Source organism: Leptolyngbya sp. GB1-A1 (assembly GCF_039962475.1).
Classification (GTDB): Bacteria; Cyanobacteriota; Cyanobacteriia; order Elainellales; family Elainellaceae; genus Leptolyngbya_A.
Genome location: NZ_JAMPLI010000002.1, coordinates 378858 through 395505, shown reverse-complemented (window position 1 = coordinate 395505; position 16648 = coordinate 378858). Strand labels below are relative to the sequence as shown.

The 16648-nt window shown below is 51.2% G+C and carries 13 protein-coding genes; 5 read left to right on the top strand and 8 right to left on the bottom strand.

All coding sequences use genetic code 11. The features are described from left to right. Positions 1-44: 44 nt before the first annotated feature. From NDI45_RS03635 to NDI45_RS03625, 3 genes are all read right to left on the bottom strand, one after another. Positions 45-1772 (bottom strand): succinate dehydrogenase/fumarate reductase flavoprotein subunit, encoded by a 1728-nt coding sequence (locus NDI45_RS03635; protein WP_348246361.1) that lies wholly within the window; start codon positions 1770-1772, stop codon positions 45-47. A 142-nt stretch (positions 1773-1914) separates the two neighbouring features. Further along, a complete protein-coding gene (locus tag NDI45_RS03630) occupies positions 1915-2469 on the bottom strand; it encodes a ComEA family DNA-binding protein (RefSeq protein ID WP_348246359.1) in 555 nt (184 codons plus the stop codon). An 88-nt stretch (positions 2470-2557) separates the two neighbouring features. Continuing rightward, on the bottom strand, positions 2558-2959 hold the full coding sequence (locus tag NDI45_RS03625) for an SHOCT domain-containing protein (RefSeq protein ID WP_348246357.1): 402 nt from the start codon (positions 2957-2959) through the stop codon (positions 2558-2560). Positions 2960-4110: 1151 nt separating this feature from the next. Here NDI45_RS03625 and NDI45_RS03620 point away from each other — a divergent pair. Both NDI45_RS03620 and NDI45_RS03615 read left to right on the top strand, forming a co-directional pair. Beyond that, positions 4111-5013 carry a J domain-containing protein gene (locus NDI45_RS03620; RefSeq protein ID WP_190792572.1) on the top strand — a complete coding sequence of 301 codons (903 nt, stop codon included), beginning with the start codon at positions 4111-4113 and terminating at the stop codon, positions 5011-5013. Positions 5014-5122: 109 nt separating this feature from the next. Next, positions 5123-6145: an aspartate carbamoyltransferase catalytic subunit gene (locus tag NDI45_RS03615; RefSeq protein WP_190792571.1), complete on the top strand. Its 1023-nt coding sequence runs from the start codon at positions 5123-5125 to the stop codon at positions 6143-6145. On the opposite strand, the gene NDI45_RS03610 is transcribed toward NDI45_RS03615, so the two are convergent. Beyond that, positions 6097-6933: a YdcF family protein gene (locus NDI45_RS03610; protein WP_242067401.1), complete on the bottom strand. Its 837-nt coding sequence runs from the start codon at positions 6931-6933 to the stop codon at positions 6097-6099. The genes NDI45_RS03615 and NDI45_RS03610 overlap by 49 nt on opposite strands. Before the next feature lie 622 nt (positions 6934-7555). On the opposite strand from NDI45_RS03610, the gene NDI45_RS03605 reads away from it, so the two are divergent. From NDI45_RS03605 to NDI45_RS03595, 3 genes are all read left to right on the top strand, one after another. Continuing rightward, on the top strand, positions 7556-8518 hold the full coding sequence (locus NDI45_RS03605) for a protochlorophyllide reductase (RefSeq protein ID WP_190792570.1): 963 nt from the start codon (positions 7556-7558) through the stop codon (positions 8516-8518). A 153-nt stretch (positions 8519-8671) separates the two neighbouring features. Beyond that, positions 8672-9718 (top strand): serine hydrolase domain-containing protein, encoded by a 1047-nt coding sequence (locus NDI45_RS03600; RefSeq protein WP_348246353.1) that lies wholly within the window; start codon positions 8672-8674, stop codon positions 9716-9718. A gap of 159 nt (positions 9719-9877) precedes the next feature. Next, positions 9878-11563, top strand: coding sequence for an NAD(P)H-quinone oxidoreductase subunit 4 (locus tag NDI45_RS03595; protein WP_348246351.1), 1686 nt, complete (start codon positions 9878-9880; stop codon positions 11561-11563). A 395-nt stretch (positions 11564-11958) separates the two neighbouring features. Here the strand turns inward: NDI45_RS03595 and NDI45_RS03590 are convergent, their stop codons facing one another. From NDI45_RS03590 to NDI45_RS03575, 4 genes are all read right to left on the bottom strand, one after another. Then, positions 11959-12348: a DUF2267 domain-containing protein gene (locus NDI45_RS03590; RefSeq protein ID WP_190789759.1), complete on the bottom strand. Its 390-nt coding sequence runs from the start codon at positions 12346-12348 to the stop codon at positions 11959-11961. 117 nt (positions 12349-12465) lie between these two features. Continuing rightward, positions 12466-13848 carry an ATP-grasp enzyme gene (locus NDI45_RS03585; protein ID WP_348246349.1) on the bottom strand — a complete coding sequence of 461 codons (1383 nt, stop codon included), beginning with the start codon at positions 13846-13848 and terminating at the stop codon, positions 12466-12468. Between the two features lie 104 nt (positions 13849-13952). Next, complete coding sequence (locus NDI45_RS03580) at positions 13953-14798, bottom strand: class I SAM-dependent methyltransferase (RefSeq protein WP_348246347.1); 846 nt, start codon at positions 14796-14798, stop codon at positions 13953-13955. Then, the gene (locus tag NDI45_RS03575; protein WP_348246345.1) at positions 14795-16051 is read right to left on the bottom strand and encodes a sedoheptulose 7-phosphate cyclase; all 1257 of its coding nucleotides are present in this window, start codon (positions 16049-16051) and stop codon (positions 14795-14797) included. Before NDI45_RS03575 ends, NDI45_RS03580 begins: the two co-directional genes overlap by 4 nt. Positions 16052-16648: the final 597 nt, after the last annotated feature.

The window sequence follows — 16648 nt, the reverse complement described above, 5'->3', positions numbered from 1 at the left end:
TAACGGCTCATGCGCCTTATCAAACAACCTTCTGCCCTTAACTGCTAGTATTTTCGCTCCTGTGGCTGGAACATGGTAATCGTAACCGGACGATAGCGGATATCAATTCCGGCGGACGAGAAGTATGCATGAGTATGTTTGAGGAAATCGGTGTCGTTGCGATCGACAAAATCCTCTCGTGAGTGTGCCCCTCGGCTTTCCTGGCGATTGAGGGCACTGGTAAGGATCATTTCACCCACAATCAGCAGGCTTTGGAGTTCCAGAGCTTCGATCAGTTCGGTGTTCCAGAGTTTGCCTTTGTCATCCAGATAAACTCGCTGTGCCTGCTGCCGAATCGTTTGAAGTTGGCTCAGTCCTTCCCGCATCAGGGCATCGGTGCGAAATACGCCGCAGTATTCGGTCATGCAGTCTTGGAACCTTTGCCGAATCTGGTCGATTCGATATTCTCCGGGCTGCGCTATCAGGGCTTGAATCTGCTGTTCTGCTTGCGTGATGTACTTTTTCTCATCAACCTCGGGCAGTTTGCGATTCTGCACGTAGCGGGCGATCGTTGCTCCGGTTCGACGACCGTACACCACACATTCCAGCAGCGAATTGCTGCCCAGACGGTTTGCCCCATGCACCGAAACACAGGCAGTCTCTCCCGCCGCAAAAAAGGCTTCGACTAAGCCCTCGGCACTGCTGCGAACCTGTCCCTCCGTATTAGTGGGAATGCCGCCCATCGAGTAATGCACTGTGGGACGAACCGGAATCGGTTGATTGACCGCATCTACGCCGACCAGACGATGCGCCTCTTCCCAGCAAAACGGAATCCGGCTCATGATTTTTTCTTTACCCAGGTGCCGCACATCCAGATGCACAAGGGGTCCGCCTGCGCTGCCGTCGGTGTGAATGCCGCGTCCAGCCCGAATTTCTCTGGCGATCGCCCTGGAAGTAATATCACGTGGCGCAAGCTCCATCCGGCTGGGAGCATAGTCTTCCATAAAGCGTTTCCCTTCGCTATTAACGAGATATGCGCCCTCCCCCCGGACTGCCTCTGAAATGAGAACCCCTACCGGATAAAGACCTGTCGGGTGAAACTGGACAAATTCCATATCTTCCAGCGGCAGCCCGGCGACGGCAGTCATTGCCAGTCCGTCTCCTGTGGAAGCGTAGTCGTTAGAAGTGGTGTTGTAAACGCGCCCGTAGCCGCCCGTCGCAAACATTACTGCCTTTGCTCGTACGACTGCCAGCTTGCCGTCCCGAATGCGGAACATGACTAAACCCTTTGCCTGTCCCTCTTCCAAAATCAGGCGCATCACGTACCATTCGTCGTAAATGTGAACCCCATAGCGGCGCAGGTTGTTCACCAATTCGTGCAAAATGGCGTGTCCGGTTTTGTCGGCGGCGTAGCAGGTGCGTTTGTGGGAATGTCCACCAAAAGCTCGCTGGGCAATACGTCCGTCTGACAATCGGGAAAACAGCACGCCCATGTGCTCCAGGTCGATCACCACATCAGGAGCTTCACGGGTGAGAATTTCGACTGCATCCTGATCTGCCAGATAATCAGAACCCTTCACGGTATCAAAGGCGTGTGCTTCCCAGGTGTCTTGATCGTCTACGTTTTTTAGGGTTGCTGCCATGCCGCCCTGTGCTGCGACCGAGTGCGATCGAATCGGGTGGGTTTTCGCAATGACTGCCACACTGAGACGGGGATCGGTGCGAGCAATTTCTACCGCAGCTCGCGATCCTGCCAGTCCTCCCCCGACGATCACCACATCATGTTCAATCATGTCCAGCCTTGTCTGAATGACTTCTGGATCTATCGTGGCGCAGATGACAAAGGTTTGGGGGGAAAGGTCGATACTTCTTTATGTTTTTTGGAATAGGGAAATGGAGAGTGGGTGAGGGGACGAAGGATTAAAAGATGAGGGGTTAAAAGAAAAGGTAGTGCATCAGGTCAGCGGTGCGCTGGGGGGAAAGATGGAGGCGCTGCTGGAGATCGGGGAGATTGCGGTAGGGGTGAGATTGCCGGTGTTGAACGATCGCCCTCGCCAAGGCGGTGTCGATCGGGGGCAGGCGCATAAGTTCCTCTAAGGTAGCAGTATTAGCGTTGAGGCGAGGAAGGGCATCAGGACGATCGGGGGCGTAATAGCAAAATTGCAGCACAGGTTCCAGAGGGCGGAGGCGGGAAAGGGGGACGTTGAGGGCTGCGGCAATGTCTTCCAGGCAGTGAAACGCAACGCCGGATTGGGTCAGGGCAACGAGCGATCGAGCCTGATGAATCGAGAGTCCGGGCAGGCGCAGCCAGTCGTCTACCGAGGCTTGATTCACGTCGATCCGAATCCCTAGAGCGGCAGCCAGGCGCACTTCTTCAAGGGACTGCATTCGGTAGTAGGGATCGTTGAGCAGGCGCGATCGAAGGGGGTGCAGCGCGTTTTGCAGCGGTTTGCCCTGCGTCACACCATTGAGCCAGTCTGAAAGTCCCATTGCTTGCTTTCCTCTGAATCTTCTGAATCTTCAGATTTAAGATGATTGTCTGAGGCAGTATCCAGGCATGATCGCCCCGAAAGGGGAGCTACTTGGCATCGAGCAACTGTCGCCGCTTTTGTTCAAATTCGTATTCCGAAATCAGTCCTTCTTGCCGTAGGGTGTCCAGCTCTCTTAGCGCATCGCCAAATGCCGTGACCTGCTGTGGATGAATTGCGGCTGAGTTAGAAGGGCGATCGAAGCGGGGGGAGGGCAGGGAAAGCGATAAACTCGATTCCACATGTTCCCCATGAAACAGGTACCAGACTGCCTCGATCACACTGGCAATACGGGGAATCGGATTCCAGGGATTGACTAGTGATAGGGTGAAATAAAGACAGCCCCAGCCCGGTTGTCCCAGGTAGAACTTATGCCAGCCAGAGATGGGGGAGACGGCTCCAGCCAGTGCCAGCAAGGCAGCAACGCGACGGTCTTTCGGTTTTTTCAGCATGGAGCAAACTCGCCTTTAAGTTAAGTCTTCCAGAAAATACTGCAAGTTCATCAAAAGTTTCGATCGCGTCACAAGAATTGCCATTCTATAACGCTGAGCAGAGACAAAATAAACATCCGAATCGATCGTCCATTCCTCCGTATTCTTCAGCCTACTTGACAGAGTTATCCCTGGAAATGCGCACCGATCAAGCCTTTAGGCAGATTTGCATTCTAAAGATACAGTAAATTTCTGGATCAGGCGTGTCATGCAGGAATAAAGAGTTGTAGACTACGCAAAGATACGGAAATACCAAGCAAAGTTCACTCAGTGGTTCCACCCACTAAGTCTACCCAGTAAGTGGTCTATCCAATAAGTGTCTACCCGGTAAATCCGCTCGGTAAATACACTTGGTTACTATGCTGCTTAGGAGGAGTGCTTGTCTAAAATGATGGTCTGAAACAATGATGGTCTAAAGCATCGTCTGTAAAAAACTAATTTATTGCTGAATTAACAATTTACCTTGTGGGCTGAAAGTTCTTACAGCAAATATTTACAGCAAGCGTAATTTGCAAGGGCAATCTACAAAATCTTAAAATTCATTTTAAACCTGCATCTGCGAGGGCAGCCTGAGCCGTGAAGCCTAGCCTGTAGTGTGTGAATTAGGGTCATCGAAAAAGCAAAGTCGAAAAGTTAAATTGTGAAACTGCCGATTTACATCCTTTTCTGAAGCATGATTGCCTTAATTGCCTCTCACCAGGCGTATTCAGTCATTACGGTCGCGCATCTTAAAAAACATCTGCTGACTTTGCCCCCGGTATCCCCACTGCATCAGTGTTGCTTGACTTAACCGTGTCTTTTGCTGAATTTGGGGTGGTTTGATCGCACGACTTAAAGCTTTACTCAAGCTGTTCTTCTAGGGTCGTTTCTGATTTGCGCCTTTAAAGGGTCTTCTGCATCTACTGGATTAGCTTGGCGGCTGTTGCGAGTCTGTTCAGCTCCTTGATTTGGATATGCTGCCAGCACGACGGCTGATCGATCGTCGGCAGGTGAGCGAAACAGGAGTCAGACTTACTTAATAGCAATCAGTTCATCAATTTTTCCTAATCCATTTTTGGAATTTCTACTGCTTCTTCCATTTATTGCATCTCAACTATCCGAGAATCGATTCCATGTCGCAGACTTCTTTCTCCCCTGACTGGCTGACGCAGTTTTCAGATCCCTATGCGGTTCTGGGTCTGTCCGTGACTTCAGACGATCGCCGAGTTTTGAAGCGATATCGCACCATCGCAAAATTGCTTCATCCCGATAGCTATACTCAGTCGGTCAGCGATCGAAACTTTGCGACTCAACTGCTAGCTCGTCTGGTTAACCCTGCCTATCAGCAGCTCAAGCAGGAGAAAGGCAGAGCCGATATGGTGGCAACCCTGCGCTTCCGGGTACGCCGTATTAATAAAGACGAACCACTCTTGCCCCAGACGGAAGTGGGACAACGCCTGATCAAAACGCCCGTGCCCCAGGTTGATGTCTTTTATGAGCAGGCAGTCACCCGGTTGTCTGAATCGCAATTTCTACCGCTCAGTGATTTTGAGTCTGTGACCCAACAGCTCACTGAGCTAAATCTCATCTATCTGTATCTCAAAATGGGCGAACTCCTGATTCTCGAAAAACGGACTGGAATTATTTCCGCGCCGATCGAGCGTCCGACCAAGGCGGCTCTTAAAGAAGAAATAAACGCAACCGAAGATAACTACGCTCAGCGACACTACCAGCGAGCGCGGGAGTACGGCAGAAAGGAAAACTGGTCTCAGACAGTGGCAGAACTGCGGGATGCGATCCGGCTGGAGCCAAACCGAGCTGAATTTCATTCGCTGCTGGGGAAAGCATACCTGATGCAAAACCTGGCAGGCATGGCGAAAGTTCACTTCCGGCAAGCCCTCAAGTTTAATCCACAAGACCCCCTGGCAGTGTACTACGCTGAAAAGCTGAAAATTTCCCTAGAGACCCCAACTGCAAATAGCTCAGCAAAGCCAGCGAATAGAGGGCTCTTTAGCCTCTTCGGACGGAAACGCTAGAGCAATTCTCTCTTAGACAGTTCTTTCGGGCAGTCCTTTTAGACAGTCCTTTCAGACAGTCTTTGCCCCATGCAGTACAATTTTGAAGATCCGCTTGGGGAAACTGAGTATGACGACAGGGTGGACGCGCCGCCACATTATTTCCCTGGCTGACTTTCAACCGTCTGAGTACGATGTGGTGCTACAAACGGCTGCCAGCTTTCAGGAAGTGCTGTCTCGACGCACCAAAAAAGTGCCTGCTCTTCAGGGACAGGTGGTTGCCAATCTGTTTTTTGAATCCTCAACCCGCACCCGCAGCAGCTTTGAACTCGCGGCAAAGCGACTGTCTGCTGATACGCTCAACTTTGCTCCCGGTACGTCTTCGCTAACTAAAGGCGAAACGATTCTGGATACGGCAAAAACCTACCTGGCAATGGGCGCAGACCTGATGGTAATTCGCCACAAGGAAGCAGGCGTTCCCCTGGCGATCGCGCAAGAAATGGATCGGCTGCAAACGCGAGTAGGCATTCTCAACGCTGGGGATGGGCAGCACGAGCATCCCTCTCAAGCATTGCTGGATCTGTTTACCATTTGCACGCTGATTGATCCTGAAACGCCCAAACTTTCGCTGCTGAAGGATAAGAAAATTGCGATCGTCGGCGATATCCTGCATTCACGCGTAGCGCGATCGAACCTGTGGAGCCTGACGGCAAGCGGTGCAGAAGTTCACCTGGCAGGTCCACCCACACTACTGCCCAGGCAATTTTCAGACTTTGTACAATCAGAGTCTACTCCAGCGCTGCCGCGCAAACTGATCATTCACCGATCGCTTGGCCCCGCCCTGAAAGATGCCGATTTTGTCATGACCCTGCGGCTTCAACGGGAGCGCATGACCCAGCATTTGCTGCCCAGTCTGCGGGAATATCATCAGCAGTTTGGCATCACCCTCGATCGGCTGAAGCACTGTCAGCCCGGCGTGCGCGTCCTCCATCCAGGTCCAGTGAATCGCGGTGTCGAAATTAGCTCCGAACTGATGGACGATCCGCAGTTCAGCCTGATTTCCCAACAGGTGACAAGCGGCGTTGCGGTGCGAATGGCACTGCTTTATCTGATGGCAACTGGAAAAAACGCTTCTGTTTCGGCAACGGGCTGAGCAGGTTGGACGATCGCTGTTGGAGTTTCGGTCACACTGCGGGGCGTGTAGCGTCCGAGCAAGCCGTAAGTCACGAAGCCAAAGCATTCTCTGACGACTAGAAATGCCGTTTTACGTTCGGGGAATTGCGGCGGCAGGGGGCTGGCATGGGGAATTACCTCAAAGCCTAAACTGCGGAAGGTGAGCCACGATCGCCGCAAATGGGGCAAATCTGTCACCAGCAGAATTCGGTGAATGCCTCTGGGCTGAAGCAAGGCAGCCGTGAATTGAGCATTTTCCTCGGTGGTGCGCGAGCAGGGTTCGCCGTCGATCGCTGAAGCAGGAATGCCGCCTTTTTTCAGCATAGCAGCGATTTCTAGGGCATCGCCTCTGCCGCTGGCAAAAATCAGGGGAGCGCGATGACCCACCTGGGAAAACTGCTTCACATCATTTCGCCACAGCGCTGCCGCCGTCTGAACACGCTGGGGTCTTAGCTCCCTTCCGCGCCCCAAAATCACGATCGCCTCAACGGGTTCGCCTGAATCTCCGGGAAATGCCCCGGTGAGAAACCGTTCTCCCAAATTTGCCGTAAGCGGCGATCCGAGCAGCAGATAAACCAGCAGCAGCACCGCACCCGTTCCGCTATACAGCCATTTGCGCCGAAAAATTCGCAGCAGCCAGGGCAGAATGATCCAGATCATCAGGGGCGGCAGCACCCACTGAGGATTCATCAGCAGCCTGACCAGAAGAGACGTTGAGCGAGTCCACAAGCTGACAGACTCAGCAGTACAAAGAGCCGGATCCATCATGGCGAGCGCAGTAGCACAGTTTACAAAAGTTCAATTTCTCAGAGGCTAGTGTACTCATCCCTCAGCCGATCATGCTGTGATATAGACCACCTTCGGCAGAATCGGTCAGGGGGGTTTGAGCAGGGTTCCCTGTGCTACCTCGCTCGCTGAGTTGCCCGGAAATGGGGGCTTTGAAACTTGGCAGAAAGCCCGGTTTCCCGAGGATAGAAGGCTAAGGGCAGTCCGGGTGACAATCAGGACTTTTCAAACACCCTATCAAACGCGGTGCAAAACGTCTTGTAGAAGGATTGGGAGTCGCTCGGATTTTAATGGTTAGGGCTGCAAGATTATTCCAATCCTTCTGTTTGCCGCGCAGCAATTCTCAATTCGATCGATGATTCAAAAAATCATTTACAAAGTGAAATTAAGAGAAACGACGCTTCATATTTATTAACGGTTAAAGATACAGTCCTTTATTTAGAATCAAGCCTGAATCAGAGCTGAGATGACAGGGCTATTTGCACTTTGACGGGTCGATCGCTTTACTTTTTCTAACAGTTTGCAGTGAGACGATCGACCTCAAATGCCCCCCTCGTATGCGAATCTAGAAACAGTCAACGTCGGTCAACGGAGTTTAAACAGAATGTCACAAAGTCAGAAACCTACGGTGATTATCACCGGAGCCTCTTCAGGAGTTGGGCTTTATACCGCAAAAGCAATGGCTCAGCGCGGCTGGTTCGTGGTGATGGCTTGTCGAGATTTAGCAAAAGCAGAAAATGCTGCCCAAACCGTTGGCATCCCGAAAGATAGCTATACGATTCTTCATATCGACCTTGGCTCTTTAGAAAGTGTGCGGCAGTTTGTTAAGGACTTTCGGGCAACGGGCAGAACGCTCGAAGCTTTACTATGTAATGCCGCAATCTATATGCCGCTAATCAAAGAGCCGCTGTGGAGTCCAGAAGGCTATGAGCTGAGCATGGCAACGAATCATCTGGGACATTTTCTGCTGTGCAATCTGATGTTAGACGACCTGAAGCAGTCCCCCGCGTCCGATAAGCGACTGGTCATTTTAGGCACGGTGACGCACAACCCGGATGAACTGGGCGGCAAAATTCCTCCGCGTCCCGACCTGGGCAATTTTGAAGGATTTGAAGCCGGATTCAAAGATCCGATCACGATGGCAGACGGCAAAGCCTTTGAACCTGTCAAAGCATACAAAGACAGCAAGGTGTGCAACGTGCTGACCATGCGCGAACTGCACCGCCGTCATCATGATTCCACCGGAATTACCTTCAGCTCGCTCTATCCCGGCTGTGTGGCAGATACGCCGCTGTTCCGCAACCACTACAAGCTGTTCCAGAAAATCTTCCCGCTGTTCCAAAAATACGTCACGGGCGGCTATGTATCACAGGAGCTGTCCGGTGAACGGGTGGCAATGGTGCTGGCAGACCCGGCATACCGTCAGTCGGGCGCGTATTGGAGCTGGGGCAACCGCCAGAAGAAAGACGGCAAATCATTTATTCGTCAGGTTTCGCCGCAGGCACGCGATGACGAAAAAGCCGAGCGGATGTGGATTCTGAGCGAGAAGCTAGTCGGGCTGGCATAAGGAAAACAAAAGATAAATAACGTGGCTTGGTTGCATTAGCGATCGTTTCTTATGATTTTTTCATGCTGAGAAGCGAGGCTGCTAAGGCGATCGAGCCAATTTTAGTTTTTTCCGGTTCTGCTGATAAGGTCAACGGTGAACGGGAGAGATGCAGTGACTAACTTGAGGGAACCACTATTTCAGATACTCAACGATCGGGTTCAGGATCGGGGCATTGCCGGGATTGCCGTTGCCCTGAAGCCAGGCGCAAAGCCTGAATCAGTTTGGCTGCCAGCTTCGATCCCAGATGAGCCTACTTTCCTGGCATACAGCATTACCAAAACCTTTACGGCGGCTCTATTGCTTCTGCTGCAGGAGGAAGGACGGCTATCGCTCGAAGACCCTCTGGTGCGGTGGTTTCCCAACATTGCTCAAGCCGATTGCATTTCTCTGCGCCAACTGCTCAACCATACTGCCGGAATTCCAGACTACGGTTCTTTGCAGGCTTACCACGAGGCAGTACGCACTTCTCCATCCGTGCCCTGGTCGTTTGACCAGTTTGCAGCCGCCACCTATGAGCAGGGGCTATTGTTTGCGCCAGGAACAGGCTGGGCGTACTCGAACCCCGGCTATCTGCTCTTAAAACGCATTGCCGAAGCCGCAACGGGTATTTCCTTTCGCAATCTCATCTTCAATCACATTGTTCGCCCCCTGGGGTTACGTCAAACGTTTGTACCAGAATCGATCGCGGAACTTACCTCCCTTGCGCCAGCCTTCTCTCGCGCCCTGGCTGCCGATAGAACAGCTCGTGATGTTCGCCACTTCTATCATCCTGGCTGGGTATCTCACGGTGTGATCGCATCAACTCCTGCTGAGATTGTGCTGTTTTTGAATGCTGTGTTTGGCGATCGTCTTCTTCCAGGACATTGCGTTGAAGAGATGGCAATCCTTACACCCGTTCCGATGCCAGATACCAGCAATTCACCTCAGGCAGAGTCTCCGTGCTGGGTCAAACCGAGCTATGGACTGGGCCTTATGGGAGATCCAGCATCAAGATGGGGCTTAGTGTTAGGTCATAACGGCGGTGGACCCGGTTATAACACCAGCGCATTTCACGCTCCTGAACTGGGAGGGGTATCGGTCTGTGCAATGTGTGCAGTGGAACAGAGCATTCAAGCTGAGGAGCTTGTTTTAGCGGTACTGGATTGGATTGCATCCTGAAGCACCAAATGAAGCAGCAGACCTCCGGCTCCGGCTTTTCTGCTTTTTTGCTTGCCTCGAATAAAACTGATATTGAGGTAAGGTAAAGTCTTATGAACAAAAGTACATACTCTTTAGTAGAATAGCGACATACAAAGGTAAGTATTTTTGCTCATTACCATGACAGCCGATCATTTTCCCTGGCTAACTGCGATCGTCCTGCTCCCCCTCGTAGCTTCCCTCCTCATCCCCGTGCTGCCCGACAAAAACGGCAAGCAGTTGCGGTGGTATGCCCTGGGCGTAGGTCTCGCAGATTTTGCTTTAACGTGTTACGCCTTCTGGAAGCATTACGATCCGAGCAGTGCAACGTTTCAACTCGCAGAAAGCTATTCCTGGGTTCCCCAGTTAGGTCTGAACTGGGCAGTTTCGGTTGATGGAATTTCTGCCCCACTGGTTCTTCTGGCTGGATTTGTAACTACGCTGTCGATCTTTGCCGCTTGGCAGGTCGATCGCAAGCCAAGACTCTTCTACTTCCTGCTCCTGGTGCTGTACTCCGCACAGATTGGCGTGTTCGTGGCTCAAGATATCCTGCTGCTGTTCATCATGTGGGAGATTGAGCTGGTTCCCGTCTATCTGCTGGTTTCGATCTGGGGCGGGCAAAGACGACGCTATGCGGCAACGAAATTCCTCCTTTACACGGCAGCCGCTTCAATTTTCATCCTGGTTGCGGGTTTGGCAATGGGTCTGTATGGCGGCACAGACATTACCTTCAACATGGCGGAGCTGGGTCTGAAAGACTATCCGCTGACGCTGGAACTGCTGCTGTATGCAGGTTTGCTGATTGCCTTTGGTGTGAAGCTAGCGATTTTTCCCCTCCACACTTGGCTACCGGATGCTCACGGTGAGGCATCTGCTCCCGTCTCAATGATTCTGGCAGGCGTGCTGCTGAAGATGGGCGGCTATGGTTTGATTCGCCTGAATCTGGAACTGCTGCCCGAAGCGCACATTTACTTTGCCCCCATTCTGGCAGTGCTGGGCGTGGTAAACATCATCTACGGTGCGTTTAATTCGTTCGCTCAGTCCAATATGAAGCGGCGGTTAGCCTATTCCTCAATTTCGCACATGGGGTTTGTGCTGCTGGGCATTGCTTCCTTTACCGATGTCGGAATTAGCGGCGCAATGCTGCAAATGCTGTCCCACGGTTTGATTGCGGCAGCTCTGTTCTTCCTGGCAGGCGTGACCTACGATCGCACCCACACCTTGGCAATGGAGGAAATGGGCGGGATTGGTAAGGCAATGCCCAAAGTGTTTGCCCTGTTCACAGCGGCATCAATGGCATCTCTAGCCCTTCCTGGCATGAGCGGCTTTGTCAGCGAGATTTCGGTCTTTGTTGGCGTGGCAACCAGTGATGTCTACGGTTCCACTTTCCGCACCGTGACGGTGATTCTGGCGGCGATCGGACTGATTCTGACTCCGGTTTATCTGCTCTCGATGCTGCGTCAGGTCTTCTATGGTGTCACCGTTCCGCCTTCCTGTGATATTAGTGGAGCGGGTGTGGCGGCGGCGGGCACTCAAGAAGTGGTTTGCTTTGGCACGAATTGCGTTTTGCCTGCGGATGCGGTCTTTAGCGACGCGAAACCGCGTGAAGTCTTCATCGCTGCCTGCTTCCTGGTGCTGACGATTGGCATTGGCTTCTATCCCAAGCTGGCAACCCAGATGTACGACGCAAAGACTGTGGCAGTAAATGCCGGACTCAATCAGTCCTATAGCCAAATTGCTCAGCGAAATCCCCAGATCTACGCAAAAAGCTTACTTCCGAGGTTCTCGCGACCCGAAGCGGCTCCAGTTGTCGGGGTGATCGAATAGCGCGATCGCGACAAGCTATTCATCCGCGTTCAATTGCACGGTTCAATTACACGATACCTACACCGTATGCATTAACCATTCAAGGGGCGATCGACTCGCCCTTTTTCTTTTGCAAGTTTTTTGGGTGTTGCTGAATCGGAGTATGATACGCCCCCCTAGCCCCCCAACTTTGGGGGAACCAGAATTCAAAGTCCCCCAGTATTGAGGGATTTAGGGGGCGATACAGAAGCTAAATTTGCACCCTTCCTATCCCGATTCAGCAATGCCGTTTTTTGCAGATGTTCAGCTCAGTTCCGTTAAGGGACAATTTGAAACCGCTCACCACTTAAAACCTCTCACCATAAAGGCAAGAGGCTGGGTCATACGATCGCCTGACGATTCGCCTGATAATTGGCTTACACCTGGGCGGGGGGAGCAAACAGTTCCTCGTATTCTTCAGAGAAGTTGGCTTTTACGTCTGCAAATTCGCCAGGGGTAACGGCAGCGTTAAGCACCGCAAAGACAGCTCGGCAGTAAGTAGGGGCGATCGTCAGTTCAACGCCTGCTTTTTGAGCCACGCGCTCGTAGAATTCTCGCAGGGAAAAGTAGGTTCCGTTTTGTCCTTCGCGTCCGTACAGGTACTCATCAAGCTGTTTAGGAAGCTGGGCAGCAAGCTGGTGTGCCTCGTCGCCCACAATGCGGTCTGCGATCGTTTCTAACACAGCTCCAGTGGCGGTTTCAGCGGCCTCACGCGAATCGAGTTGAGCAAAGCTCTGGACGTGCTTAATAAACTGGTCGTACTGCATAAATCTTGCTTCGGGTGAATCAACAAAAGTTGTGCTTATTCTAAAAAGCAAAATTTGGGTTTCCCCTCTCACAAAAGAACGTGATTCGGTCGCATTTCGTCCCTCTTTTGAATCACGCTAATCGCCGCCCAATTCCACCAGTTTGCCGATGTTGAAGTCAATTCTGACCCAGCGTTTTTGACGTTGCAGCGCGTTGAGTAACAGCAGCGGGATATGCCAGTGATGCACCATAAGAAACGGCAGCGGATCGTCGGCCTGAAGAATAGCGTCTTTGCCGCGCAGTAAGGAATTGAACCACTGGATGAAATCACTGGATGAGCGAATTCCGGTCAGTCGCCAGAGTTCGTGATATGTCCAATAAGTCGGCTTGCTGCTAGGCAGGGGTTGAAGCGGCGCGTCTGGGAGCGGCTGTTTGCTGAGATAGGCATCGGCAACGCCAGGATGATTGTAAAACAGGGTAATTGCCGAATGGGTACGGGGATTGCATTCGATCGCATACACTGTGCCATTCTGTGCTTCGATAAAGTCGAACGAGATTTGTCCCGTGAGCTGATAGGCTTTGACAAATCGCGTCACCCACTCAAGAATTTTGGGATGATCGACCTGCTCGTAATTCACTTGAAAGGCAGACGATCGGGAACAGCAGTGAAGCTGAATTTTGCCGTTTTGCACTGTGCTGTGGGTGCAGTATTCCTGCCCCGGGATAAACTCCTGGAGAACCCAGGGATTGTCTGCTCGAATCGGCAAACCTTGAAGCTGTGCCTGAGCAGCCTGCCGGGATGCCATCGGATACTGGGTCATGTCCAACCGATGCACCGCATCATAGGCAATATTTTTGAAAATATAGCGGCTGCTGTCCGATGGAAATTCAAAATCTAGAAGCTGCTCTGGGGAGGTGATGCGGAACGTACGGGGAACGGATAACCCGATCGCATTTGCCATCTGAGAAAATTCATATTTGTCATCCAATCGACGAATCAAATCCGTATCAAACTGAAAAACTTCACAGGACGACGGCAGTGATGATTTTGCTAATGCTGTGTAATAGCTTTCATTAGCAGCAGTGACAGGAACCAAAAAGTTAACCTGCTCTTGTTTAACGATCGCGGTAAGATCCTGAAGAAATGCTTCTAGATCTGTTCGGGGTGAGGCTACGGTATAAAAGCGATCGACTGCTTTCGAGAACCGATGTCCGGTCATCCAGTATTTATCAATTTCAACCAAAATCACACGATGTCCGGCAGCATGAAAAGAACGGGCAAGCTGCAATGCTTTAGTCATTTTGCCGCCCGTAATTAAAACAGTTCTTTGATTAGATCCTGAATTAATACGAACATTCGCAGAATTTGTTTCGGAATTAGCTTGCGAATTTAACGTATGAATAATCAGTGTAATGGCAACAATAATCAAATTAACTGGAAAGACGACATACAATAATGCCAGTGTTGCTAAATTTTGCAGCTCAGCTAGAGTGCGATCGGATATTGATTGAGAATTCATCGTTTAGGAATTAGCACACCGCAGGATGGGCATAAAATATGAAAGGCGAGGCTCAAACCAAACAATGCTGGTCAGAGCCGTCGCACAGGAAGGGAAACTTGAGACTACAGGCGGCGGATCACCGTGATGCCATCTCGCAGCGGCAACAGCACTTGCTCAACTCGCGGATCGGCAGCAACGGTTTTATTGAATCGATCGATCGCCTTTGCATTTTCTGATCGATCAGCTTCTGGCAGATAAACCTGTCCCTGATACAAAGTGTTGTCCACACAGATATAGCCGTTTTGCGATAGAAGGCTGCTGTCCATCAGCTTTTGATAGTACTGAACGTACTCTTTCTTATCGGCATCAATGAACACAAAATCAAACGATTCGCCGCTTGCTGCCAGCTCGTCTATAATTTCCAGGGCTGCCCCCAGCTCGATCCGAATCTTGTCTCCGTGAGGTGACTGATCCAGCAGCGTATGGGCAAACTCTGCCACGTAGGGATCGACCTCGCAGGCAACCAGATAACCGTCGGGAGGCAGGGCCTCTGCCATTGCCAGTGCCGAGTATCCGGTAAACATGCCAATGTCGAGAATGCGGCGCGATCGCGTCATCTGCACGAACAGTTTCAGCGTTTGTCCCTCGACGTGACCCGACAGCATTTCCTGCTCTAGCTGCCGTACTGTTGCACCACTGGTATATTTTGCCTGCCACGGTTCCAGATGAGTTTTCTGGGCGATTCGGGTTAGTGCGGGCGATTCGGGCGTGGTGCAGGCTCCCAGATAAGGGTCGAGTCCGGCGATCAACATCGTGGCTTGCTGAAGATGAAGCGCGAGTTCGTCGGGAACATCTTTCACCTGGGTCAGCATTGCCATTGCAGCTTCTAAGTGGTTGGCGGCGATTCCTACAGGCGTGATCGGGCGGGGCATTTCAGCAACAACTTGATTGACAATTCCCTGGGTCATAGATTGCTCCCTACCAATGCTGGCATTTCAACAGAAGTCATCGACTCGCGATCGCCCACATAAGCATCGACGCCGGCTCCCTCACGCGGATAGGAGGCACAGAGATCTTTGTGCGCTTTGATGCAGCCATCTAGCTCGTCGCGAGTCAGATCGCTGATAAAGTAACACTCACCGATCGGACAGGGAACTGCCGCACGGAGGAGACCATCGCGGGTGAGCGTAATCGATTGGGTTGCTTGCCACATCAAATCGCTTTCCATCATCGGATGGTCGAGTGCCAGCCCTAGTCGGCTCATCAGTCCCAGGATGCGATCGCGATCGGCAGTTGAGATATAGCCTCTTTGGGCTGCCAGCGTTGCCGACAAAGCCATATCGATATTGACCGCATGCCCGTGGAGCAGGGGCGGTTCGGGTGCAAGTTCCAAAGTTGGGCTCCAGGTATGACCGTAGGCAATGACGCGATCGAGCATAATCTCATGCAGGTTGCAGGTCTCTAAATCCAGCATGGTTTTGATCGATTCGTAATTGACCCGATTGCCGATCTCTTGCAGTGTTGCGTCGTTGTCCTGATAGCCAAAGTGCGTGTAAAGCAAATCTTCGCCGTGGCGATCGAGTAAATCGAAGACTTCTGCGTTGGCAACGACAGCAATTTTGACCAGTTCTGCCATGCCGTTGCGGATTTGATCGACGGGCAGCGTTTTGAGGAACGAAAAATCCAGGAAGATTTCCTTGGGCGCGTGGTAGGCGCCGAGGCGGTTTTTGAGTTTGCCGTGATTCACTGCCACTTTGATCGCAATTCCAGCATCGATTAAACCAATCAAGGTGGTGGGAATGCGAATATAGTTTGTGCTGCGGCGATAGGTAGAGCAGGCAAATCCGGTGACATCCAGCACTAAACCGCCGCCGATCACCAGCACAGGTTCTTTGCGTCGCAGGTTAAAACGACAAAATGCATCAATGATTGTCTCAAACGTATCGATCGTCTTATCGGGCTCCTCAATCACAACCGGAAACACTGTCAGTTCAATTCCGTAGTGCTGAAAGTAAGCTTCGAGCTGCGGCCCATAAAGACGATGAACATTGTGATCCACGATCGCTAAACAGCGTCCCAATACTTTGTAGTGAGCTGCCAGATCGGGCTTCTGGATATCAAACATTCCATCGACAAATTGAAAGCCAAAATCAATTTTTTCGTAGCCTTCAACCCGAAATCCCGTATCCGTTGTGTGCAGTTGGGCTTGTACGTTGCTCATAGTTCTTTGCTCGGTCGTTAATAAGTCTGGGAATGGTGAATCAACATGAAAAGGCGATCGTCTTCAGCCCAACGGATGCAAACTTGCTGATCACAGAAGACATCACTGAATTGATGCAGTCCCAAATCGGAGATAGCAAATTTACAAAATCGCTGAGCGTTCTCTTAATCAGGTCAAAACCTTGCTGTTCAGAACCTGACAACCGCGAACATTTTGTTTAGTTAGAATGATGAATTTCTGGTTAGCCTTGGGCAATAGCAGCCCAGTCTGTTGCGAGAAAGTACGAACAGATAAAGACGCGAATTCGGATCGATTTGGCGAACTCCCAGAAAATGATGTAACTAAAAATACCGTTAGCCTGAATCATTGAGGAGCATCACCCTACAACTGCAAGTAGCGTAATCAGTCTGTGGGATAGCTAAACACTGTCGAAAGTGAGAGAGCCTTTCTACCCAAAGGTAGAGAAACTCTGAAAGGTGAAAAATACGTTAAGTAGAGAAACAGAGCTAGTAAACTTCGGTGAACTGCCTTCTCTAAGGGTTAAATCAGTAAACCGCTGATTTACAGATGTCAGAGTAAAACTATCAAACTATTATC